The organism is Mesorhizobium sp. M0045, assembly GCF_040323385.1.
In the GTDB taxonomy this organism is placed as follows: Bacteria; Pseudomonadota; Alphaproteobacteria; order Rhizobiales; family Rhizobiaceae; genus Mesorhizobium.
On record NZ_JAMYUY010000020.1, the window covers coordinates 46,207 to 67,666 of the forward strand.

Annotated in this window: 20 protein-coding genes; 5 read left to right on the forward strand and 15 right to left on the reverse strand. The window is 64.4% G+C overall.

Annotated features, from left to right (window positions below; translation table 11 throughout):
• The 12 genes from ptsP to NKJ72_RS25075 all read right to left on the reverse strand — a co-directional run bounded on the left by ptsP (window position 1) and on the right by NKJ72_RS25075 (window position 11,280).
• The gene (gene ptsP / locus NKJ72_RS25020) at window positions 1-1,617 is read right to left on the reverse strand and encodes a phosphoenolpyruvate--protein phosphotransferase (protein ID WP_352479843.1); all 1,617 of its coding nucleotides are present in this window, start codon (window positions 1,615-1,617) and stop codon (window positions 1-3) included.
• Complete coding sequence (locus NKJ72_RS25025; protein ID WP_023676329.1) at window positions 1,601-1,903, reverse strand: HPr family phosphocarrier protein; 303 nt, start codon at window positions 1,901-1,903, stop codon at window positions 1,601-1,603. Before NKJ72_RS25025 ends, ptsP begins: the two co-directional genes overlap by 17 nt.
• Window positions 1,904-1,925: 22 nt before the next feature.
• On the reverse strand, window positions 1,926-2,315 hold the full coding sequence (gene dhaM, locus NKJ72_RS25030) for a dihydroxyacetone kinase phosphoryl donor subunit DhaM (protein WP_352479844.1): 390 nt from the start codon (window positions 2,313-2,315) through the stop codon (window positions 1,926-1,928).
• Window positions 2,312-2,914 carry a dihydroxyacetone kinase subunit DhaL gene (gene dhaL, locus NKJ72_RS25035; RefSeq protein ID WP_352479845.1) on the reverse strand — a complete coding sequence of 201 codons (603 nt, stop codon included), beginning with the start codon at window positions 2,912-2,914 and terminating at the stop codon, window positions 2,312-2,314. The genes dhaM and dhaL overlap by 4 nt, the downstream gene beginning before the upstream one ends.
• A gap of 81 nt (window positions 2,915-2,995) precedes the next feature.
• Complete coding sequence (locus tag NKJ72_RS25040; protein WP_352479846.1) at window positions 2,996-4,639, reverse strand: dihydroxyacetone kinase subunit DhaK; 1,644 nt, start codon at window positions 4,637-4,639, stop codon at window positions 2,996-2,998.
• Between the two features lie 67 nt (window positions 4,640-4,706).
• Complete coding sequence (locus NKJ72_RS25045; protein WP_352479847.1) at window positions 4,707-5,720, reverse strand: ABC transporter ATP-binding protein; 1,014 nt, start codon at window positions 5,718-5,720, stop codon at window positions 4,707-4,709.
• A complete protein-coding gene (locus NKJ72_RS25050) occupies window positions 5,713-6,825 on the reverse strand; it encodes an ABC transporter ATP-binding protein (RefSeq protein ID WP_352479848.1) in 1,113 nt (370 codons plus the stop codon). The genes NKJ72_RS25045 and NKJ72_RS25050 overlap by 8 nt, the downstream gene beginning before the upstream one ends.
• Before the next feature lie 3 nt (window positions 6,826-6,828).
• Entirely contained in the window at window positions 6,829-7,029 is a 201-nt protein-coding gene (locus tag NKJ72_RS25055; RefSeq protein ID WP_352479849.1) for a hypothetical protein, read from the reverse strand.
• Window positions 7,026-7,976, reverse strand: coding sequence for a carbohydrate ABC transporter permease (locus NKJ72_RS25060; RefSeq protein ID WP_352479850.1), 951 nt, complete (start codon window positions 7,974-7,976; stop codon window positions 7,026-7,028). Before NKJ72_RS25060 ends, NKJ72_RS25055 begins: the two co-directional genes overlap by 4 nt.
• Entirely contained in the window at window positions 7,973-8,920 is a 948-nt protein-coding gene (locus tag NKJ72_RS25065; RefSeq protein ID WP_302893612.1) for a carbohydrate ABC transporter permease, read from the reverse strand. Before NKJ72_RS25065 ends, NKJ72_RS25060 begins: the two co-directional genes overlap by 4 nt.
• Window positions 8,921-9,048: 128 nt before the next feature.
• Window positions 9,049-10,380 (reverse strand): ABC transporter substrate-binding protein, encoded by a 1,332-nt coding sequence (locus NKJ72_RS25070; protein WP_352479851.1) that lies wholly within the window; start codon window positions 10,378-10,380, stop codon window positions 9,049-9,051.
• A gap of 210 nt (window positions 10,381-10,590) precedes the next feature.
• Window positions 10,591-11,280 carry a PIG-L deacetylase family protein gene (locus tag NKJ72_RS25075; protein WP_352479852.1) on the reverse strand — a complete coding sequence of 230 codons (690 nt, stop codon included), beginning with the start codon at window positions 11,278-11,280 and terminating at the stop codon, window positions 10,591-10,593.
• Between the two features lie 27 nt (window positions 11,281-11,307).
• On the opposite strand from NKJ72_RS25075, the gene NKJ72_RS25080 reads away from it, so the two are divergent.
• From NKJ72_RS25080 to nhaA, 5 genes are all read left to right on the forward strand, one after another.
• Complete coding sequence (locus NKJ72_RS25080; RefSeq protein ID WP_352479853.1) at window positions 11,308-12,198, forward strand: DMT family transporter; 891 nt, start codon at window positions 11,308-11,310, stop codon at window positions 12,196-12,198.
• Between the two features lie 76 nt (window positions 12,199-12,274).
• Window positions 12,275-14,857 (forward strand): ATP-dependent helicase HrpB, encoded by a 2,583-nt coding sequence (hrpB, locus tag NKJ72_RS25085; protein WP_352479854.1) that lies wholly within the window; start codon window positions 12,275-12,277, stop codon window positions 14,855-14,857.
• 100 nt (window positions 14,858-14,957) lie between these two features.
• Entirely contained in the window at window positions 14,958-16,283 is a 1,326-nt protein-coding gene (locus tag NKJ72_RS25090; protein ID WP_352479855.1) for an ActS/PrrB/RegB family redox-sensitive histidine kinase, read from the forward strand.
• A 63-nt stretch (window positions 16,284-16,346) separates the two neighbouring features.
• Window positions 16,347-16,910, forward strand: a complete 564-nt coding sequence (locus tag NKJ72_RS25095; protein WP_023676342.1) for an ActR/PrrA/RegA family redox response regulator transcription factor — start codon at window positions 16,347-16,349, stop codon at window positions 16,908-16,910.
• A 93-nt stretch (window positions 16,911-17,003) separates the two neighbouring features.
• On the forward strand, window positions 17,004-18,197 hold the full coding sequence (gene nhaA, locus NKJ72_RS25100; protein WP_352479856.1) for a Na+/H+ antiporter NhaA: 1,194 nt from the start codon (window positions 17,004-17,006) through the stop codon (window positions 18,195-18,197).
• A gap of 44 nt (window positions 18,198-18,241) precedes the next feature.
• Here nhaA and NKJ72_RS25105 read toward each other — a convergent pair whose 3' ends face one another.
• The 3 genes from NKJ72_RS25105 to NKJ72_RS25115 are packed head-to-tail and all read right to left on the reverse strand — an operon-like array spanning window position 18,242 to window position 21,450.
• Complete coding sequence (locus tag NKJ72_RS25105; protein ID WP_352479857.1) at window positions 18,242-19,669, reverse strand: gamma-aminobutyraldehyde dehydrogenase; 1,428 nt, start codon at window positions 19,667-19,669, stop codon at window positions 18,242-18,244.
• A gap of 25 nt (window positions 19,670-19,694) precedes the next feature.
• A complete protein-coding gene (locus NKJ72_RS25110) occupies window positions 19,695-20,510 on the reverse strand; it encodes an ABC transporter permease (RefSeq protein WP_352479858.1) in 816 nt (271 codons plus the stop codon).
• On the reverse strand, window positions 20,500-21,450 hold the full coding sequence (locus tag NKJ72_RS25115) for an ABC transporter permease (RefSeq protein ID WP_254816389.1): 951 nt from the start codon (window positions 21,448-21,450) through the stop codon (window positions 20,500-20,502). Before NKJ72_RS25115 ends, NKJ72_RS25110 begins: the two co-directional genes overlap by 11 nt.
• Between the last annotated feature and the right edge of the window lie 10 nt (window positions 21,451-21,460).

Genomic DNA, 21,460 nt, shown 5'->3' on the forward strand with positions numbered 1-21,460 from the left:
CTAGATCGAAACGTCCGCGATGGCCGCCTTGGCCATCGCGAGTTGGGCGGGAGCGACCGAGAGGTCACGCAGGCCGGTTTCGAGCAGCGCCGGGATCGAGGCGGGGTCGCCGCCGGCATCGCCACACAGGCTGACCGGGATATTATGCTCGCGGCTGAAGGCCGCAACGGAGGCGATCAGCCGGAGCACGGCCGGGTGCCTGACGGAATTCAGATGCGCGACCGACGCATTGTCGCGCGCGGCGGCCATCACGTATTGGGTCAAATCATTCGAACCGATCGAGAAGAAGGCGGCCTTGGCGAATGCCTCCGGTGCGATGGCCACCGACGGCACCTCGACCATGATGCCAAGCGGCGGCATTTTGTGCGCGATGCCGCGCGCCAAAAGGTCAGCCTGCTCCTCAGCGAACAGCGCGGTGGCGTGTTCATACTCTTCCGGAACGGCGATCATCGGGAACATCACCTTCAGATTGCCGTGCATGGCGGCACGTAGCAAGGCGCGGATCTGCACACGAAAGACCTCCGGACGCACCAGCGACAGCCTGATGCCGCGCAGACCAAGGAATGGATTACCTTCCTCGACGGTCAGGCCCGGCACAGGTTTATCGCCGCCCGCATCGACGGTACGGATCGTCACCGGCCTGTCGCCTGCCCATTCCAGCACTTTGCGGTAGGCGCGATATTGCGTCTCCTCGTCCGGCAGCGTCTTGCCGAACAGGAATTCGGTCCGCATCAGCCCGACACCGTCGCACGCCGCAGCATCGATGCTGTCGACATCGGACGGATCGGCGATATTCACCTGCACGCGCACCGCTATGCCGGTCTTCGTTGCCGCCGGCCTTGTCAGATAGGCTGCTGCTTTGCCGCGATGCGCCGCGAAAGACGACGACGATCGCCGGAATATGGCGATCTCCGCTTTCGAAGGCGCCAACACGATGCCACCATGTTCGGCATCGAGCAGTGCGATTCCGGTAAGGTGAGCCGGCGAAGCACCTGGCCTGGCTAGCCCACGCTCCATGAGCCCAAGCCCCACCACCATGGGCACGCCGCGTGAGCGTGCCAGCATTGCGACATGACTTGCGGCACTTCCGGCCGTAAGTGCTATGCCGCCGCCTGCACTCCAGTCGGTTTCGAGGAAGCGCGTCGGTGCGATATCCTCGCCGTAGAAGATCGCACCCGCCGGCGCGGCAATGTCGCCGCCCCCGGTCAGCGCGCGCAGCACCTGGTCGCGTATATCGCGCATGTCGGCGGCGCGCGCCCGGAAATAGTCCTGCTCGGATGTTTCATAGCCGGCGATCTCGGCGTCGAGCGCTTTTCGCCAAGCCACATCAGCAGCCATGCCCTCGACAATTCGCGCAAAGGCCGGGCCGGTCAGCGCGTCGTCCTCCAGCATGGCGAGCTGGAATTCGAGGATCCCGGCCGCCTCGCTGTCGCTGCTTTCGATCAATGTCGCGAGCCGGCCGGCGGCAATGGAGATGGCGGCCTCAAGCGCCGCCTTCTCGTCCGCGGCAGTCGCCTTGCGGACATAACGCACAGCAGCCTGGTCCAGACCGAACAGCGGCCCCTCGGCATAGCCGGCCGATGCCGAAATGCCCTGCAGCCTAAGCGGTTCGGGCATGGTCCTTGCCTTCGTCGAAATCGCGGCGCACCAGCTCGACCAGTGCTCCGACCGCCTCGCCGGCGCCGTCCCCTTTGGCTCTGATGTGCAGGACAGTGCCTTTCGGCGCTTTCGCAGCCATCACCTTGACGATGCTCTTGGCGTCGAACCATGGCCCGTTGGCGGCGAGCGCAATCTCGACGTCGGCCGAAAACGTCTTGGCAAGCTTGGTGAACTTCACCGAAGGACGCGCATGCAGCCCCACCTCATGGGTGATCAGGACGCTGGCTTCGGCTGCTGCGGACATATTTGTCAAAATTCCCGTTCGTTCACGACGGCGACAATTCGTGCGCCGTCGCCACCACTTCCCTAAGCGAGGCGCCGCCGGACGCCTCGGTCGCCGCCATCACCGCGCCTTCGACGATCGGCGCATTGCAGACGACGATCTTCTGGGCGCGTGGTTCGCCGATCATCTCGATCGCCATCTCGCTATTGGTCTCAGCACCTCCGAGATCAACGAGGATCGCGACACCCGCCTCCGACCAGGCCTTGTCGATGGCGCCCATGATCGCCTCGACATTGGTTCCCAGCCCGCCATGGCCGTTTCCGCCGCACCATGCAAGCGGCACTTCGTTGCCGACCATCTGCCGCACCATGTCGGCGGTGCCTTCGGCGACCAGCGGCGAATGCGAGACGATGACGATGCCGACATTGCTCATGCGCGCCTCTCGATTGCTTCGGCTACGGCCCGCACCAGAAGCGCGGTCGAGCGTGCGCCGGCATCCATATGACCGATCGAACGGTCGCCAAGGAAGGAGGCGCGCCCACGCAGCGCCTTCATCGGCACAGTCGCGTCGGCGGCGTTGTCGGCGATCTCGGCGATGTCCGCTGCCGCCTTTCCCTGCACGAGGGCTTCATGTACCGGCTGCAGCACGTCGAGCATGGTTTTTTGCCCGGCCTGCGACTTGCCTCTGGCGGCCACTGCTTCAATCGCCTTGCCGAAGGCCGCCGCCAGATCGACGCGATCCGGCGCGGCGGGAATCTCCTTGCCGAGCACCATGAACAGCGTGCCGAACAAGGGACCGGAGGCTCCGCCGACGGTCATCACCAGTTTGGTGCCGATCGCCTTCAGCGCCTCGGGCAACGGCTTTGCCGCAAACACGCCGGCCTCGGCCCGCACGGCCTCGAAGCCGCGTTTCATGTTGAGCCCATGGTCGCCGTCGCCGATGGCCTGGTCGAGCCTAGTCAGCTCTTCGGCATGGGCGGCGATGGTGTTTGCCGCCGCCTCGATCAGCCTGGAAATATCCGCTGCCGCCATATCACCCATGCTCCTGGCCCCTGCGCTACCGGCAGTACGAGAAAATTGCATATCCGGCAATTGAAGCATTCTTTTCCCCAGTCAAGCGGGTTCGAGCAACGCAGCGAGTGCAGTGAAGACCTCGGCGACGGCAAAGGCGCCGGGGTCGACCACGCCGTCGAGCTGGCTGCCAATATAGGCGGACCGCCCGGCCTTGGCCTTGCGCATGGCAGCGGTGGCCTCGGCGCCGCGTCGCGCCGCGACCGCCGCGTCCTCCAGACTGCCGCTATCCAGCGCCTTCAAGGCGGGTTCCAAGGCATCGATCATCGTGCGATCGCCCATCCTCGCTCCACCATAGAAGGACATCCGATCGAGGCCGGCGAGAAGCGCCTTGGGAAGCGTTTCGCCAGACTCCAGCGCCTGCGCGGCGGCGGTGAAGAAGATCGACAGCAGCACGCCGCTGGAGCCGCCCATGCTGGCACTCAGGATGTCGCCCACGGCGGCCAGCGTTGCGGCAGGGTCGGCGAGCGGCAGCGCCGCAAGGCGGCTAAGCACGCTCCGCGCACCGGCCGCCACAGTCGATCCGGTGTCGCCGTCTCCCGCCTTGGCATCCAGTCCGTTCAACGCGCCTTCAAGCGAGATCAGCCGGTCGCAGATGGCGACCACCAGCCGCTCGGTGCGTGCGTCCGGGCTGGCTTTCGAAGCGTTGCCCCGGCCGGCGGCTTTCGCCATCGGCACGACGCTGGCTTGGCGAACGGCTCTTGCCGGCAGCCAGGCGTGAGGGCCTACCGGCGCCCGCAACGCCAATTCGCGCGGCGCGTCGAGCCGGATCAGCGACAAGGAAAAGCCGTTCATGTTGAGCGCGGTCATAAGCTGCCCGGGTCCGATCGTCAGCGTCACCTTTCGTGCCAGCGGTGATGCCAACACCGCATTGGCGACAAGCAACATTTCCAGCGGTGGCACCGAACCGAGATTGTTGATCAGCAAGGCGTAGTCGCTGGCGGGATCGAGCCGCGCGGCAAGGCGCTCCGACATGATCGCAACCAGCCTTTCGGCACTTTGCACCGCAAGCCGCTCAACGCCCGGTTCGCCATGGATGCCGAGGCCGAGTTCAGCGTCGTCGGCGCCAAATCTTTCGTCATGGCTCTGACCGGGGATCGAGCAGGATGACAGCGATATGCCGAGGGAAACGATATCCGCCGCCGCGGCCCGCGCCGCAGCGGCAACCGTCGCCAGATCGTTGCCGGCTTCCGACATGTGGCCGGCGATCTTGTGCACGAACAAGGTGCCGGCAACGCCACGCGGCTGGGCAATATCAGGCAGGGCGATGTCGTCGGCGACGATCACCATCTCGACGCGGAAGCCTTCGGCGCGCGCCTTCTCGGCGGCCAAGCCGAAGTTGAGGCGATCGCCGGTATAGTTCTTGACGATAAGCAGGCACCCGGCGGGACCGGTCACCGCGCGGATGGCCGCCAATACTGCTTCCACGCTCGGCGAAGCAAAGATCTCGCCTGATACTGCCGCCGTGAGCATGCCCATGCCGACGAAGCCGGCATGCGCGGGTTCGTGCCCGGCCCCGCCGCCGGAGATGATGCTGACCTTGCTCTTATCCCAGTCTGCACGGAGGACGACCTTGATTTCGGGATAGCCGTCGAGGCGGGCGAGATCGCTGGTGCCGGTCGTGCCGAGAAAGCCGTCCAGGGCCTCAGTTACGATCGTATCCCTGTGATTGAAAAAATGCTTCATCGAATTGGTCCAGTCCGGTGCCCGAAATTGCCGGTTGAAAGGTGCCGGGAAAACACTCGCGCAGCGCTCACATCAGCCGTCGCCCATCGGCGCCGAAATACAGCGGCGAGCGATAGCGGATCATGATCCTGTCGCCCTGCGCCAGGTCGGTGTCGGGGTCGGTCAGCGTCACCAGCTTCCTGGTCCCCACCGTCACATGGAGATGGTTCTGGTCGCCGAGATGCTCGACCCAATCGACGACGCCGTCGGCATGCCCGTTCGCCGCCTTCGCGATCGAAAGATGTTCGGTACGCGCACCGATTGTCCTGGTGCCCGCCGGCGCTCCGCCATCCGGCAGCAGTCCGACCGGCAACAAATTGATTGCCGGTTGGCCGAGCCTGGCCGCGACGTGAAGGTTTGCCGGCTCAGAATAGATCGTGCGCGGCGAACCGATCTGCACCAGCACGCCGTCGGCGAGGATGCCGATGCGGTCGGCCATGGTCATCGCTTCGATCTGGTCATGGGTGACGTAGAGCATGGTGGCGCCGAGTTCGGCCTGGATGCGCTTCAGCTCGAGCCTGAGATCGGCGCGCAGCTTGGCGTCGAGCGACGACAGCGGCTCGTCCATCAGGTGGATCGACGGCTTGCGCACCAAAGCGCGGCCGATAGCGACGCGCTGCATCTCGCCGCCCGAGAGTTTGGTCGAGCGATTATTCAGCTTGTGGTGGATGCGCACCATCTTGGCCACGTCCTCGACGCGGCGGCGGATCTGGTCCTCCGGCATTTTCCTTGCCGGCGAGCGCAGCGGAAAGGCGAGGTTGTCGTAAACCGACAGATGCGGATAGAGCGAATATTGCTGGAACACGAAAGCGGTGTCGCGCTCGGCCGGCGACAGCGTCGTCGTGTCGTGGCCGGCAATATGGATCGAGCCCGCTTCCGGACGCTCCAGCCCGGCGATCAGCCTGAGCGTTGTCGTCTTGCCGGCGCCGGTCGGCCCGAGCAGCACGACGAATTCCCCGTCGGCGATATGCAAATCGAGATTGTCGACGGCGACATGCTCGCCAAAAGCCTTTGTCACGCCCTTGATGTGAACGTCAGCCATGATGCGCTCTCCCCTGGGAGGCCGAGTCATGGATTTCGGTGCGCACCGCACGGCCGGATCCTTTTGCGAACAGCGACAGCCGCGCGCTGTTCAGCGCCAAGCCCACATGATCGCCCGGATTGAGCCGGATTTCGGCCGGCACCCTGGCCTTGATGATGCCGTCTGCCGTCTCCACCACCACGATCTGCGTGGTGCCGAGATATTCCGTGCCGTAAATAGCTCCGCGCAGCTTCGAAGCGTCGTCGAAGCGGATGTGCTCCGGTCGGATGCCAAGCGCCATCTCGGCCGGCGCGACATCCTCGCGCACCTCCGGCACGGCCACCCTCGCGCCCTGCACAACAACTTCCCTGGCGCCCTTTGAAAGGCCGCCGCCGAAGCCGAGGAAATTCATCGGCGGCGAGCCGATGAAGTCGGCGACGAACATCGTCGCCGGCCGATCATAGATCTCGCGCGGCGTGCCGAACTGTTCGATGACGCCGTGGTTCATCACCGCGATCTTGTCGGCCATCGACATCGCTTCCATCTGGTCATGCGTGACATAGACGGTCGTGGCGTGGATGCGGTTGTGCAATTCGCGCAGCTCATGGACCATCAGGTCGCGGAATTCGGTGTCGAGCGTGCCGAGCGGCTCGTCCATCAGGAAACATTTTGGCCGCCGCACGATGGCGCGGCCGAGCGCCACGCGCTGGCGATCGCCGCCGGCTAGCCCGGAGACCGATTTGTTGAGCAGATGGTCGATCCGCAACAGCTTCGCCGTCTCTTCCACCCTGGCCCGAATTTCAGCGCCTGGCATGCCTTGCGCCAGCAGCGGGAAACCGATGTTCTTTCTCACATTCATGTGCGGATAGAGCGCGAACAGCTGGAACACAAAAGCGATGTCGCGCTCGCGGGCACGCCGCATGGTGACGTCCTCGCCGCCAAGCAGGATCTTGCCACCGGTCGGCAGTTCGAGCCCGGCGATCATACGAAGCGTCGTCGTCTTGCCGCAGCCCGACGGCCCCAGCATGACGAAGAATTCGCCGTCCTCGACGACGAAGTTGGAATCTTGCACGGCGACGAAATCGCCGAATGCCTTTCTCAGATGTTCGACCCTGATCTCAGCCATCGTCTACTCCGGAAATTTCGAGACGATGATGAACATCGCCGTGCCGGCCAGCATGGTGACGAACGAATAGGTGTAGAGCGCCAGCGCGAAGGGCTGGAACAGCATCAGGAAGCCGATGGCGATGATCGCCGTGGCGACGTTTTCCATCAGCCCGCGCCTGGCCCAGACGGGCCAGCGCGATTTGCGTTTTACGGTCAGGCTCATTTGCGCACCGCCCCGAAGGTGACTCCGCGCAGCAATTGCTTGCGAAGCAGGATGGTGAAGACCAGGATCGGCACCAGGAAGATCGTCGTGCCGGCCGCGACCGCCGGCCAGTCCTGGCCGCCTTCGCCGATGATGGTCGGGATGAAGGGCGGCGCGGTCTGCGCCGTGCCCGAGGTCAGCAGCGCAGCGAAGGCGTATTCGTTCCAGGCAAAGATCAGGCAGAAGATGGCGGTTGCGGCAATACCGGTGGTCGCCTGCGGCAGCACGGTGCGCCAGAACGCCTGCAGCCTGGTATAGCCGTCGATCATCGCCGCCTCTTCATATTCGCGCGGGATCTCGTCGATGAAGCCTTTCAGCAGCCAGACTGCCAGCGACACGTTGACCGCCGTGTAGAGCAGGATCATTCCGAGCGCGGTGTCCGACAGGCCGAGCTCCCGATACATCAGGTAGATGGGAATCGCGACCGCGATCGGCGGCATCATCCGCGTCGACAGGATGAAGAACAGCAGGTCGTCGGCGAGCGGCACTTTGAACCGCGAAAAACCATAGGCCGACAGCGTGCCGAGGAACACCGCGCAAAAGGTCGAGCCGAAGGCGATGATCAGCGAATTGACGAAACGCGGCATGAAGTTCGACGGGCCGGCAATCACCATGTTGCGCTTGCGCACCGTCTCGTCGCAGACCCCGGTCGCCGGTCCCAGGGAGTTGATGTATTCCGGGGTTTGCCGAGTCCGGGTCGAGAACAAGTTGCAGTAGCCCTCGAGGCTCGGCTGGAACAGGATCTTCGGCGGATAGGCGATCGAATCCGGCGGCGTCTTGAAGCTGGTGGCGAAGATCCACAGCAGCGGCACGATCGAGATCAGCGCGTAGGCAACGATGATTGTGCCGGCGACGCGCTTCGACGTGGCCGAGGGTGCGACAACGGAATGGGCTGACGTCAGGCTCATCTCTGCTTCACCTTGTTCAGTGCCTTCACGTAGATGTTGGCCAGGCCGAACACTGCGACGAACAGGATGATGGCGAAGGCCGAGGAATAGCCCGTCCGCCAGCTTTCGAAGGCCTGCCGCTTCAGCGTGATCGAGGCCACTTCGGTGGTCGATCCTGGCCCGCCGCCGGTGAGCAAATTGACCATGTCGAACATCTTGAAGTTCTCGATGCCGCGGAACAGCACCGCCAGCATGATGAAGGGCAGCGCCATCGGCAGCGTGATCGACCAGAACTGCCGCCAGTTGGAGGCGCGGTCGACCTCGGCCGCTTCGTAGATGTATTCGGGGATCGAGCGCAGGCCGGCGAGGCAGATCAGCATCACGTAAGGCGTCCACATCCAGGTGTCGACGATGATGATCGACCATGGCGCCAGCGACACGTTGGAGAGCATGCTGATCTGCGTTGCCGGAATGCCGGTGACGAATGAGACAGCGTAGGCGAACAGCCCGATCTGCGGCTCGTAGAGAAAGCGCCAGAAATTGCCGACCACCGCCGGCGACAGCATCATCGGCACCAGGATGATGGTCGTCCAGAAGGCGTGCCCGCGGAACTTGCGGTCGATCAGCCAGGCCAGCGTAAAGCCGATCAGCGTCTGCAGCAGGATGGTCCAGAACACGAAATGCGCTGTCGTCTGCATGGCGATCCAGATGTCCTGGTCGGCGAGGATGCGCTTGTAGTTCGCGAGCCCAAGGTTCTTCACCACCTCATTGGGACGATTGGCGCGAAAATTGGTGAAGGACAGATAGATCGCCCAGAACAGCGGGAAGATGTTGATGGCTAAAAGCAACAGGATCGTCGGCGAGATGAACAGCCAGGCGAGGCCCTTGTCGCTGATGCCCCGGACCTTGCGGGCCAACGGCTCGGGCGTAGCCCGGGCAACGCTGTCCGCAGTCCGATTGAGCATGGTCAGTCCTGCTTCGGTCACTTGGATCGTCTCGACAATGGAATTTATCTGAACTGTGTCCCGTGCCAAGGGCGGCACGGGACGGTTCGGTCATGGGCTCGGGAGGAGCCGGTTACATCTTGCCCCGGTTACATCTTGCCATCGTCCTGGAAGACCTCGGTCCAGTCCTTGACGAGGCCGTCGAGCGCATCCTTGGCCGAGCCTTGCCCGGCAACGACATAGTCGTGGAAGCGCTTTTGTGATGCCTGCAGCAGCGGGGCATAGCTCGGCTCGGCCCAGAAGTCCTTCACGATGGCCATCGAGTCGAGGAAGGTCTGCGCGTAGGGCTGGCTGGCCGGGAAGCCCGGATCCTTGACGACCGCGTTGAGGCAGGAATAGCCGCCGAGCGACCACCATTTGGACTGCACGTCCTTGTTGGCAAACCATTTGATGTATTTGAGCGCGGCTTCCTGCTTGTCGGAATAGGAGACCACCGAGATGCCCTGGCCGCCGAGCTGGGCGAACTGGTCGCCGTCCGGACCTTTGGGATTGACGAAATAACCTATCTTGTCGCCGCCGACATTCTCGTCCTTCTGCAGGCCTGGCCAGGTGAAGGCGAAGTTCATGTGCATCGCCACCTGGCCGGATTTGAAGGCATCGACACCTTCGCCCATGTAGCTGTTCGAGGCGCCGGGAGGCGTGCAGCAGTCATAGAGCGCCTTGTAGAACTCCAGGCCCTTCACCGATTTATCGGAGTTGACGAAGCCTTCCATCTCGTAGGGCTTTTTCGGGTTTTCGTACTGGAAGCCGAAGCTGTAGAGTACGTCCATGGCGCCCATGGTGATGCCTTCCGAGCCGCGCTCGGTATAGATCGACGCGCCATAGACGGTCTTGCCGTCGATCTCGCGCTTCTGGAAGAATTCGGCGATCTGCTTCAGCTGGTCGAAGGTCGTCGGCGGGCCGAGATCCCAGCCATACTTTTCCTTGAATTCCTTCTGCAGCTCCGGCTTGGAGAACCAGTCCTTGCGGTAGGTCCAGCCGACGACGTCGCCCATCGCCGGCAGCGCCCAGTAATTTGGCGAGTTCTTCGGCCATTCCGAATAGCCGACGACGGTCGCCGGCACGAAATCGTCCATGCTGATCTTCTCCTTGTCGAAGAAGTCGTTCAGCTTGACGTAATGGCCGTTCTCGGCGGCGCCGCCAATCCACTGGCTGTCGCCTATGATCAAGTCGCACAGCTTGCCGTGCGAATTCAGCTCATTGAGAAAGCGGTCGGCATAGTTGGTCCACGGCACGAATTCGAATTTCATGCCGATGCCGGTTTCCTTGGTGAAGTCCTTGGATAATTCCACAAGCGCGTTGGCCGGGTCCCAGGCTGCCCAGCAAAGCGTCAGATCTTCTGCCTGCGCGACGTTCGAAACGGCTGTCGACGCAACGAGTGCCGAGGCCAGACCCAACGCCAATTTAAAGGTCGATTTCATGCCTTCCTCCCATTTGCGAAACGCGTCCGGATGACGGTTTCAAGAGCCCGCTAAACCCCTCTCCTCCGGGGCCTAAACACAGTGGCGGCAACGCCCGGATGTTTAGTAATTTGTTTAGTGATGCAATTTTTACTAAACAACGCAAGCGAATTCGTTGCTGCACCGCAGCATGCTGGATAGGAACCAACGTGAGAAGTTGCGGCGGCCTGCCTAGGTCACCGTCTTGTTGCTGACCGTCACCGGTCGGATCACTGGGGCCGGCGGCAGCAGCGCGCGGATATCGGCGAAGGGGAAGACCGGCTCGAAGCGGAAGGCCTCGGCGAATGATCCGGCTAGGCCGTTGCACTGGCCGGCGCGGAAGGCGTTCTGCGTGCGCGCCGCGTCGACGAAACGCTCGGGATCCTGCGACTGGTGCGCCCGGATCGCCTCCGCCTTGAGATCGAAATGCCCGGAGGTATCGACGTAGTGCGTAGGCGAAAACCCGGTGCCGCCGAACGTGTCGGCATGCAGCACCGGCACCGAGAATGATGCGGCGATGCGCATGCCATCCGATAGCGCGCGGTGGTCGCCATGATAGTCGTTCGGCGCATGCGTGATCGCCAGATCCGGCCCTATCTCGCCGATCACTGCTTTCAGGGCAGCGATCAGGGCGGCGTCCGCCACCAGCGCGCCATCGGGAAAGTCGAGGAAGCGCGGCGTCACGCCAAGCAGACCGGCCGCCGCGGTCGCCTCCTTGCGGCGCGTGCGGGCAAGCGCGGCCGGATCGCCGTAGCCGCCCCTGGTGCCATCCGTGGCTATGGCAAAAAAGAGTTCTGCGCCTTGCGCGGCATAGGCCGCCATCGTACCGAACATGAAGATCTCGATGTCGTCCGGATGCGCGCCAAGCGCCAGTATCTTCACTCTCATCTCTCCCGGAAACGGAAAAACGTGCCCAACGGAATTCTGCTCGCTCTCATCGCCTATGCAAGCTATTCGTGCAGCGACGCCGTTGTCAAAAGCCTGGGCGGGCAGTTCAATGTCTTCGAGATCGGCTTCTTCTCGACATTGTTTGCCGGCTGTTTCCTGCTTTTCGCCAGGCCGCCAGGCGAGCGCTGGCGCGATTTCTGGCGCACGACCCGGCCCTGGGCGGTACAGGCCCGCGCCTGGGCCGGCATCGCGTCGGGCGTGCTCAGCGTCTATGCCTTCACCACCATCCCGCTGGCGGAAGTCTATGCGCTGATCTTCCTGGCGCCGCTATTCGTCACCATCCTGGCCACGCTGGTCCTCAAGGAGAAGGTCGGCCCCTGGCGGTGGCTGGCGGTGGTCGCTGGCTTTGCCGGGGTTATGCTGGTTGTCAGGCCTGGTTTTCGCGAGCTGCATCTTGGCCATCTGGCGGCGTTCATCGTCGCTTTCCTGGCCGCCACCAGTGTCATCCTGATGCGTTCGCTCGCCGCTCAGGAAAAGCGCACGACGATGCTCGGCGTGCTGATCGGCTACGGCCTGTTCTTCAACGGCGTCGGTGCGGCGGCCACCTCGTTCTCGCTGCCGGATGGCAGGCAATGGGCCTGGCTGGTGCTGGCCGGCGCCTTCGCCGCCGGCGGCCAGCTGCTGCATCTGCTGGCGGTCAAATACGCACCGGCCAACCGTATCGCGCCGACGCATTATTCGCAGATCGTCTGGGCGGTGCTTCTAGGTGCGTTGTTCTTCAGAGAATATCCGGATTTTCTGTCGCTGGTCGGGCTCGCCGTGGTCGGCGGTTCCGGCCTGCTGACGATGGTGCGCGAGGAGGTGCGGCTCGGCACGGTGCGCTGGAACCCGTTTTCGCGGACCAGGCTTTGAATCGGCGCCGAGGTTGCGCCGCGACCGTCACCGCTGATATGCGATCGGCGCCAACTGGCTGCACAGCATTAGCACAATGACCACAAAACTTTTGCCGGACCTGCCGGTCTCCGCTGTCTTGCCGGCGCTCGATGAAGCGCTGAGCCATGGTAACAGCGCCGTGCTGGTGGCGCCGCCCGGCGCCGGCAAGACGACTTTGGTTCCACTGGCGCTGCTCGACGCTGAATGGCTCGGCGCCGGAAAAATCATTCTGCTCGAGCCTCGCCGCCTCGCCGCCCGCGCTGCCGCCCGCCGCATGGCCGAATTGCTTGGCCAAGAGCCCGGCGAAACCGTCGGCTATGCCATGCGCATGGAAAACCGCACTTCCGCGAAGACCAGGATTCTCGTTGTCACCGAAGGCGTGCTGTCACGCATGATCCTCGACGATCCCGAACTGCCCGGTGTCGCGGCGGTGTTGTTCGACGAGTTCCACGAACGCTCGCTCGACGGCGATTTCGGGCTGGCGCTGGCGCTCGACGTGCAAAGTGCGCTGAGGCCCGACCTCAGATTGCTGGTGATGTCGGCGACGCTCGATGGCGCGCGTGTCGCAAGATTGCTGTCCGGCGCGCCGGTGATCGAGAGCGCAGGCCGCGCCTTCCCGGTCGACATCCGCTATGACGAGCGGCCGGCCGGCATCGCCATCGAGGACGCGATGGCCAGGGCGATCCGCTCGGCGCTTGCCGGGGAGGAGGGCAGCGTGCTCGCTTTCCTGCCCGGCCAGCGCGAGATCGAGCGCACCGCGGAGCGGCTGGCCGGCAAGGTCGGCGCCGACACCGATATCGTGCCGCTCTACGGCATGCTCGACAACAAGACGCAGGACGCGGCGATCAAGCCTGCGCCGCCCGGCCGCCGCAAGGTGGTGCTCGCGACGTCGATCGCCGAAACCTCCATCACCATCGATGGCGTGCGCGTCGTCATCGATTCCGGCCTGTCGCGGCTGCCGCGCTATGAGCCGGCGAGCGGCCTGACGCGGCTGGAGACGGTGCGTGCTTCGCGCGCTTCCGCCGACCAGCGCGCCGGCCGTGCCGGGCGCACGCAGCCCGGCGTCGCCATCCGGTTGTGGCGGGCCGAGCAGACGGCGGCCCTGCCGGCCTTCACGCCGCCGGAAATCCTCGAGGCCGATCTTTCCGGCCTGTTGCTCGATTGCGCCGCGTTCGGCGTCGCCGATCCGACCAGCCTGTCCTTCCTCGATCCCCCGCCGGCTGCGGCGCTCACCGAGGCGAGGGCGCTGCTGCGTGCGCTCGATGCGGTCGATGCGGCAGGACGCCTGACGGATGGCGGTGCGGCGATGCGCAGGCTGGCGCTACCGGTGCGGCTCGCCCACATGGTCGCCGAGGCGGCAAGGACCGGCCAGGCGCTCGAAGCGGCGATGCTCGCCGTGCTATTGACCGAGCGTGGCCTTGGCGGCGAGGGTGCCGATCTCGAACGGCGGCTGATGCGCTTTCACGCCGAAAGATCGCAGCGTGCCACCGCTGCCCGGCAACTGGCCGAGAGGTTGGCAAAGCAGGCTTCGTCCTCCCCCTCGAGGGGAGGGTCGGCGAACGAGCCGAGCGCAGCGAGACGAGGGAGACGGGGCGGGGTCGCCGATGGCGTGCCCGAACCGACCCCGCCCCGATCCGCTACGCGGATCAACCCTCCCCTCAAGGAGGAGGGCAGCACTGCCGGCTCGCTCCTCATCCATGCCTGGCCGGATCGGGTCGCCAAAGCGCGCGGCGAGCGTGGCCGCTTCGTGCTTGCCAACGGCTCGGGCGCCATGCTCGACGCCTCCGATCCGCTGGCCGGCGAGACCTGGCTCGTCGTCGCCGACCTGCAGGGCAAGGCGCAGAACGCCCGCATCACCGCGGCGGCAGCCATCGATGAGACCGATATCCGTGCCGCGCTGGCGGAAAGGATCGAGACGCGCCGGGAGGTCAGCTTCGACCGCGACAGGCGCGCGGTGCGGGTGCGCGAAACGGTTCGCCTCGGGGCCGTCACGTTGTCCGAACGCATGCTGCCGAAGCCGACCGGTGCCGACGCGGATCGCGCCATCCTCGACGCCTTGCGCGAACACGGCCTGTCCCTGGTGCCGTGGACCAGGGAGGCGGAGACGTTGCGGCAGCGGCTCGGCTGGCTGCATCGCGGCCTCGGCGCGCCATGGCCCGATGTCTCCGATGCCGCGCTCGTCGAGCGCCTCGACGACTGGCTGCTGCCATTCCTTTCCGGCGCCACAGCCTTTACGGCGATTGATCCTAGCGTGCTTTCGCAAGGCCTGATGACGCTGGTGCCGCACGAATTGCAGCGCAAGATCGACACATTGGCGCCGACCCATTTCGACGCGCCGTCGGGCAGCCGGCTGCCGATCCGCTATGACGGCGAATGGCCGGTGCTGGCGGCGCGCGTGCAGGAGCTGTTCGGCCTCGACCGGCATCCGGCGATCGCCAACGGCACTGTGCCGCTGACCCTCGAATTGCTGTCGCCGGCGCACCGGCCGATCCAGACGACGCGCGACCTGCCCGGCTTCTGGCGCGGCTCCTGGGCCGATGTGCGGGCAGAGATGCGTGGCCGCTATCCCAGGCATGTCTGGCCGGAGAACCCGCTTCTCGCCGCCGCCACCAGCCGCGCGAAGCCGCGCGGTACCTGATGCTTCCCGGACCATGATCACAACCCGAAGGTCCGCGTCAGCGGAAAGTGGTCCCGGTTTTCGGAAAGACCTCCAGCGGTTTCCCCTCTATAATCCCGCCATGATAAACATTCTGCACGCGCCCGACTTCCAGCAAAGCCAGCGGCTGCGCCTCAACACGCTGATCAGGCTGCGCTGGCTTGCCATTGTCGGCCAGAGCCTGACCGTGCTTGTCGTCGCCTACGGGCTGAAATTTCCGCTGCCGGTCAGCATGTGTTTTGCGCTGATCGCTTGTTCGGCCTGGATGAACCTGTTGCTGACCTTCCGCTATCCGGCGGCGCATCGGCTTACCCCGTTCTCGGCCTTTGCCATCCTGACCTTTGACAGCCTGCAGCTTGCCGGCCTGCTCTACATGACCGGCGGCCTTACCAATCCGTTTTCGCTGCTGATGACCGTGCCCGTCGTCGTCTCGGCGACGTCGCTGCCGCTGCGGTTGACGGCTCTGCTCGGCGCGCTGGTGATCGTGGCGGCGACGCTGCTGGTCTTCTACCACCTGCCGCTGCCCTGGCATGAGGGGGCGCCATTGGCGATGCCGTTCATCTATGTCGCCGGCATGTGGATGGCGGTGTTCTGCTCCATCGCCTTTACCGCGATCTATGCCTTCCGGGTGGCAGAGGAGGCGCGGCTGCTTGCCAACGCGCTTGCCGCCACGGAATTGGTGCTGCAGCGAGAACAGCATCTCTCGGCCCTCGACGGCCTCGCCGCGGCCGCCGCGCACGAACTCGGCACGCCGCTCGCCACCATCACGCTTGTCGCCAAGGAGATGGAGAAGGCGCTTGGCGAAGATCCGAAATACGGCGAGGACGTGAAGCTGCTGCGTTCGCAGAGCGAGCGCTGCCGCGAAATCCTGAAGCGCCTGACCAGCCTTTCCTCCGAGAGCGAGGTGCACCTCTCGCGCCTGCCGCTGACCTCGCTGGTCGAGGAAGTGACGGCACCGCACCGCGATTTCGGCATTTCGATCAAGCTTCGGCCGGGCGAGCGCATCGGCCCGGAACCGGTGGGCCGGCGCAATCCCGGCGTCATTTACGGGCTCGGCAATTTGGTCGAGAACGCTGTCGACTTCGCCCGCAAGAACGTCACCATACGCTGGAAATGGAACGAGGCCGCCGTCAGCTTCTCGATCATCGACGACGGGCCGGGCTTTCCGCCGGAGATCATCGACCGTATCGGCGAACCCTATATGTCGACCCGACAAGGCACCGAAGCCGGCGGCGGCCTCGGCCTCGGCCTATTCATCGCCAAGACCTTGCTCGAACGCTCCGGCGCGACGCTCGATTTCCGCAATTCGAGCGAACCCGGCGAGGGCGCTATCGTGCAGATATCGTGGCCGCGCAGCGTCTTCCTTAATCCCGAGCAGGCTTCGGCCACCATGTTCGACACGGCCTAAATTGGACAATAGCGTTGCGAAACTATATTTGCGTAAAAATCAGGCAGCAGGATTTTCAGCACGATGAGTACTGACGAAACGATTGGCGCAATGGTCGAAGGCGAGGACACCTCGTTGCTGATCGTGGACGACGACAAGCCGTTCCTGACGCGGCTTGCCCGCGCCATGGAAACCAGGGGTTTCGTGGTCGAGACGGCGGAGAGCGTCGAGGAGGCGGTTGCCAAGGCGCGCGCCAATCCGCCGGCCTATGCGGTGGTCGACATGCGGCTGGCCGACGGCAACGGCCTCGACGTCGTCGCTGCCATTCGCGAGAAGCGCGACGATGCTCGCGCCATAATCCTTACAGGCTATGGCAACATCGCCACTGCGGTGACGGCGGTAAAGCTCGGCGCCATCGACTATCTATCGAAGCCGGCCGATGCCGACGACATCTTTGCAGCCCTGACCCGCACGGCGGGCGAACGTGCCGCGCCGCCGGAAAATCCAATGTCGGCTGATCGCGTGCGCTGGGAACACATCCAGCGCGTCTACGAAATGTGCGACCGCAATGTCTCGGAAACCGCACGCCGCCTGAACATGCATCGCCGCACGCTGCAACGCATCCTCGCCAAGCGCGCGCCGCGCTAAAAGGTTCTGACTGCAGGCTTGCCCGGCCAGCGCCGTTTGCGCATCATCGCTGGGCGGTGCGTCGGACCTTGCCGCTGACACGACGGAGGCGACATGCAGGACGAAAAGCGGCTGGTCTCCATGCTGCGCGAATTCCTCGACAGCGAGGCGGCCGGCGGCCTCATCCTGATGGCTGCGGCGGCCCTGGCCCTGATCGTCGCCAATTCGCCGCTGGCCGAGGCTTATTTCTCCGCCCTCCATGCCTATCTCGGACCGCTCAGCGTCTCGCACTGGATCAATGACGGCCTGATGGCGGTGTTCTTCCTGCTGGTTGGCCTCGAGATCAAGCGCGAGATGCTCGACGGCCAGCTCTCGACCTGGCCGCGCCGCGTGCTGCCCGGCATCGCCGCCGCCGGTGGCATGGCGGTGCCGGCACTGGTCTACGTCGCCATCAACCGCAACAATCCAGCCGCTCTGTCCGGTTGGGCGATCCCGACCGCCACCGACATCGCCTTTGCGCTCGGCGTGCTGTCGCTGCTCGGCAGCCGCGTGCCGGGCTCGTTGAAGATATTCCTTACCGCGCTCGCCATCATCGACGATCTCGGCGCCGTGCTCATCATCGCGGTGTTCTATACCAGCGGCCTGTCGCTCGCCTATCTCGGCGCCGCCTTCGCCGTCATCGCGCTGCTGGCGGTGCTCAACCGCATGCGGGTGCTGACGCTGCTGCCTTATATCGTGCTTGGTGTCGTGCTGTGGGTTTTGGTTTTGAAATCGGGCGTCCATGCGACGCTCGCCGGCGTTGCGCTGGCCCTCACCATCCCATTGAAGATCTCGCCGGGCAGCGGCCACGATCTCGACCATTCGCCGCTGCACCGGCTCGAACACGGCCTGCACAAAGTCGTCGCCTTTTTCGTCATCCCGATTTTCGGCTTTGCCAACGCCGGCGTCTCGCTCGGCGGTCTCAGCGCTGCCGCCCTTGCCGAGCCGCTGACGCTCGGCGTCGCCGCCGGCCTCGTCGCCGGCAAGCTGGTCGGCGTGTTCGGGTCTTCCGCGCTTGCCATCCGGCTTGGCTTCGCTGATCTGCCGGTCAATGCCGGCTGGCTGCACATGATCGGCATTTCGCTGCTCTGCGGCATAGGCTTCACCATGAGCCTGTTCATCGGCCTGCTCGCCTTCGCTAGCGACGTCGCTCTGCAGGACGCGGTCAAGGTCGGCATCCTCGCCGGCTCTTTCATCGCAGCGATCCTCGGCGCCGCTGTGCTGCTGGTTGCGCCGGCCGCGAGCGGCGCGGAGGAGGCGGAAGAATAATCGCGTGGCGCCTTCGGCCTGAGGCCACCGTCTCCCCGAGGGCGCTATCCGTGCGCAATCATGACGTGGCGGACTGCGGTATAGTCCTCCAGCGCATATAGCGACATGTCCTTGCCGTAGCCGGATTGTTTCAACCCGCCATGCGGCATCTCGTTGGTCAGCATGAAATGGGTGTTGATCCAGGTGCAGCCATATTGCAGGCGGGCGGCCGTCGCCATGGCGCGCGAAACATCCTTGGTCCACACCGACGACGCCAGGCCGTAGTCAGAATCATTGGCCCAGTTCACCGCTTCGTCGACTTCGGAAAAGCGGGTGACCGAGACCACCGGGCCGAACACTTCGCGGCGCACGATCTCGTCCTCCTGCAGCGCGCCGGCGACGACGGTCGGCTGGTAGAAGAAGCCGGAGCCCTCGCCCGGCTTGCCGCCCGTAGTGATCTCGATGTGCTTGAGCTCCGAGGCGCGCTCGACGAAGCTCGAGACGCGGTCACGCTGGCGACGCGAAATCAGCGGGCCGATCTCGTTCTCGGTATCATCTGGGCGATCATACTTGATGGTCGAGACCGCAGCGGAGAGGTCCGCGACGAGTTTGTCATAGATATTCTTGCCGGCATAGATGCGGCAGGCGGCGGTGCAATCCTGGCCGGCATTGTAATAGCCGAAGGCGCGCAGGCCGTTGACCACCGCACCGAGATCGGCGTCGTCGAAGACGATGACCGGCGCCTTGCCGCCGAGCTCGAGATGTGTGCGCTTGACCGATTTAGCGGCGGCCTGCAGCACCTTCTTGCCGGTGGCGACGTCGCCGGTGATCGAGATCATGTTGACTTTCGGATGGTTGATCAGCGTGTTGCCGACGCTGTCGCCGCGGCCGAGCACGACGTTGACGACGCCTTCCGGCAGGATCTCGACAAGGATTTTCGCCAGCTTCAGCGCAGTCAGCGGCGTCTGTTCCGACGGCTTGAAGACGACCGTGTTGCCGCCGGCAATCGCCGGCGCCAGCTTCCAGGCCATCATCATCAGCGGATAGTTCCACGGCGCAATCGACGCCACAACGCCGATGGCGTCGCGGCGGACCATCGAGGTGTGGCCGGGAATGTATTCGCCGGCGACCTGGCCAGGCATCGAGCGGACCGCGCCGGCAAAGAAGCGGTAGCAGTCGACGATCGCCGGGATCTCGTCATTGAGCACGGCATTGATCGGCTTGCCGCAGTTCAGCGCCTCGAGCGCCGCAAAGTCCTTTGCCGCAGCCTCGATGCGATCGGCAATCTTCAGGACATAGCCGGCGCGCTGCGCCGGTGTTGTGCGGGACCAGGTGACGAAGGCTTTTTCGGCGGCAAGTACGGCCGCCTCGATCTGCACGGGGCTGGCCTCGGGCAGATTGAGGATGGTCGCCCCGGTCTTCGGGTTGAGGATCGGTTCCTCGGTCTCGGTGCCTTTTTCGAATTTCGAGCCGATCAGCATCTGCGTGTCCATGGAAGTCTCTCCCTTATGAACGAGATCATTTGCCCGAACCGGCGATCTGGTCGCCGTCGCGGGTCAGGTAATAGGCAGCGAGGATGGGAAGCAGCGTCACCAGTACCACGACCATGGCCACGACATTGGTGACCGGACGCTGGCGCGGACGGATCAATTCCTCCAGCATCCAGATCGGCACCGTCTGCTGCTGGCCGGCGGTGAAGGTGGTGACGATGACCTCGTCGAAGGACAGCGCAAAGGCAAGCATGCCGCCGGCCAGCAGCGCGGTTGCGATGTTGGGCAGCACGACATGCCGAAATGTCTGGAAACCATCGGCGCCGAGGTCCATCGACGCCTCGATCATCGAGCCGGACGTGCGGCGGAAACGGGCGACCGCATTGTTGTAGACGACGACCACGCAGAAGGTGGCGTGGCCGAGCACGATTGTCCAGAACGAGAACGGGATTTCGGCCAGCGCGAAGGCTGAGCGCAGCGCGATGCCAGTGATGATGCCGGGCAGCGCGATGGGCAGGATGACCAGCAGCGAGATGGTTTCGCGGCCGAAGAATTTTGTGCGCGACACGGCAGCGGCGCACAGCGTGCCGAGGACCAGGGCGATGGCGGTCGAGATCGCCGCGACCCGCACCGACAGCGACAGCGCCTGCCAGACGTCGGGACGATTCCAGGTGACGGCGAACCATTGCGTGGTCAGGCCCGGCGGCGGCCAGACGAAGCTCTTCTCCTCGGTGGTGAAGGCATAGACGAAGATCAGCAGAATCGGCAAATGCAGGAAAAGCAGGCCGCCGGTGGCAGCGAGCTTCAGGCCGATCGGCGCGGATGGGCCACGGTCAGAGCGCATCGAAAGCCCCCATGCGCTTGGCGCCCCAGAGATAGAAGCCCATGATGACGATAGGCACCACGGTAAAGGCGGCGGCGAGCGGGATGTTGCCGGCGGTGCCTTGCTGCGAATAAACGGCCTGGCCGATGAACAGCCGCGAGGTGCCGATGATCTGTGGGATGATGTAGTCGCCGAGCGTCAGCGAGAAGGTGAAGATCGAGCCGGCGACGATGCCGGGCAGCGCCAGCGGGAACAGCACGTTGCGGAAGGTCTGCCCGGGCGAGGCACCGAGATCGGACGAAGCCTCGACCAAATTGCCCGGCACGCGCTCGAGTGCGGCCTGCACCGGCAGGATCATGAACGGCAGCCAGACATAGACGAAGACGATGAAGGTGCCGGTTGAGGAGACCGACAGCGAGTTGCCGCCGACGACCGGCAGCGACAGCCAGGCGTCGAGCAGCCACAGAAGATGTAATTTGGCCAGTAGCCACGTCAGGATGCCTTCCTTGGCGAGGATCAGCTTCCAGGCATAGATCTTGACCAGGTAGCTCGACCACAGCGGCAGCATGACGCCGAGATAAAACAGCGCCTTCCAACGGCCGCGCGCATAGCGCGCCGCGTAATAGGCGATGGGAAAGGCGATGACCGCCGCCGCCAGCGTCACCAGCGCCGCCATCGTCACCGTGCGCAGGATGATGTCGAGATTGGCGGCCTGAAGCAGGTCGCCATAAGTCTTCAGCGTGAACTGCCGGTTGATCAGGCCGGAGAACTCGTCGATCGAAAAGAAGCTCTGCAAAAGCAGTGCGAAGAGCGAGCCGATATAGACGATGCCGAGCCACAGAACCGGCGGCAGCAGCATGAGCAGAAGCAGGAATTGCGGCCGGCGCCAGAAGAGGTCGGAGAGCGCGCCACGCAGGCCGCCGCTTCCCGGCAGGATGGCGGGCGCCGTGGCCCGCGGCATGGCAGCGTCC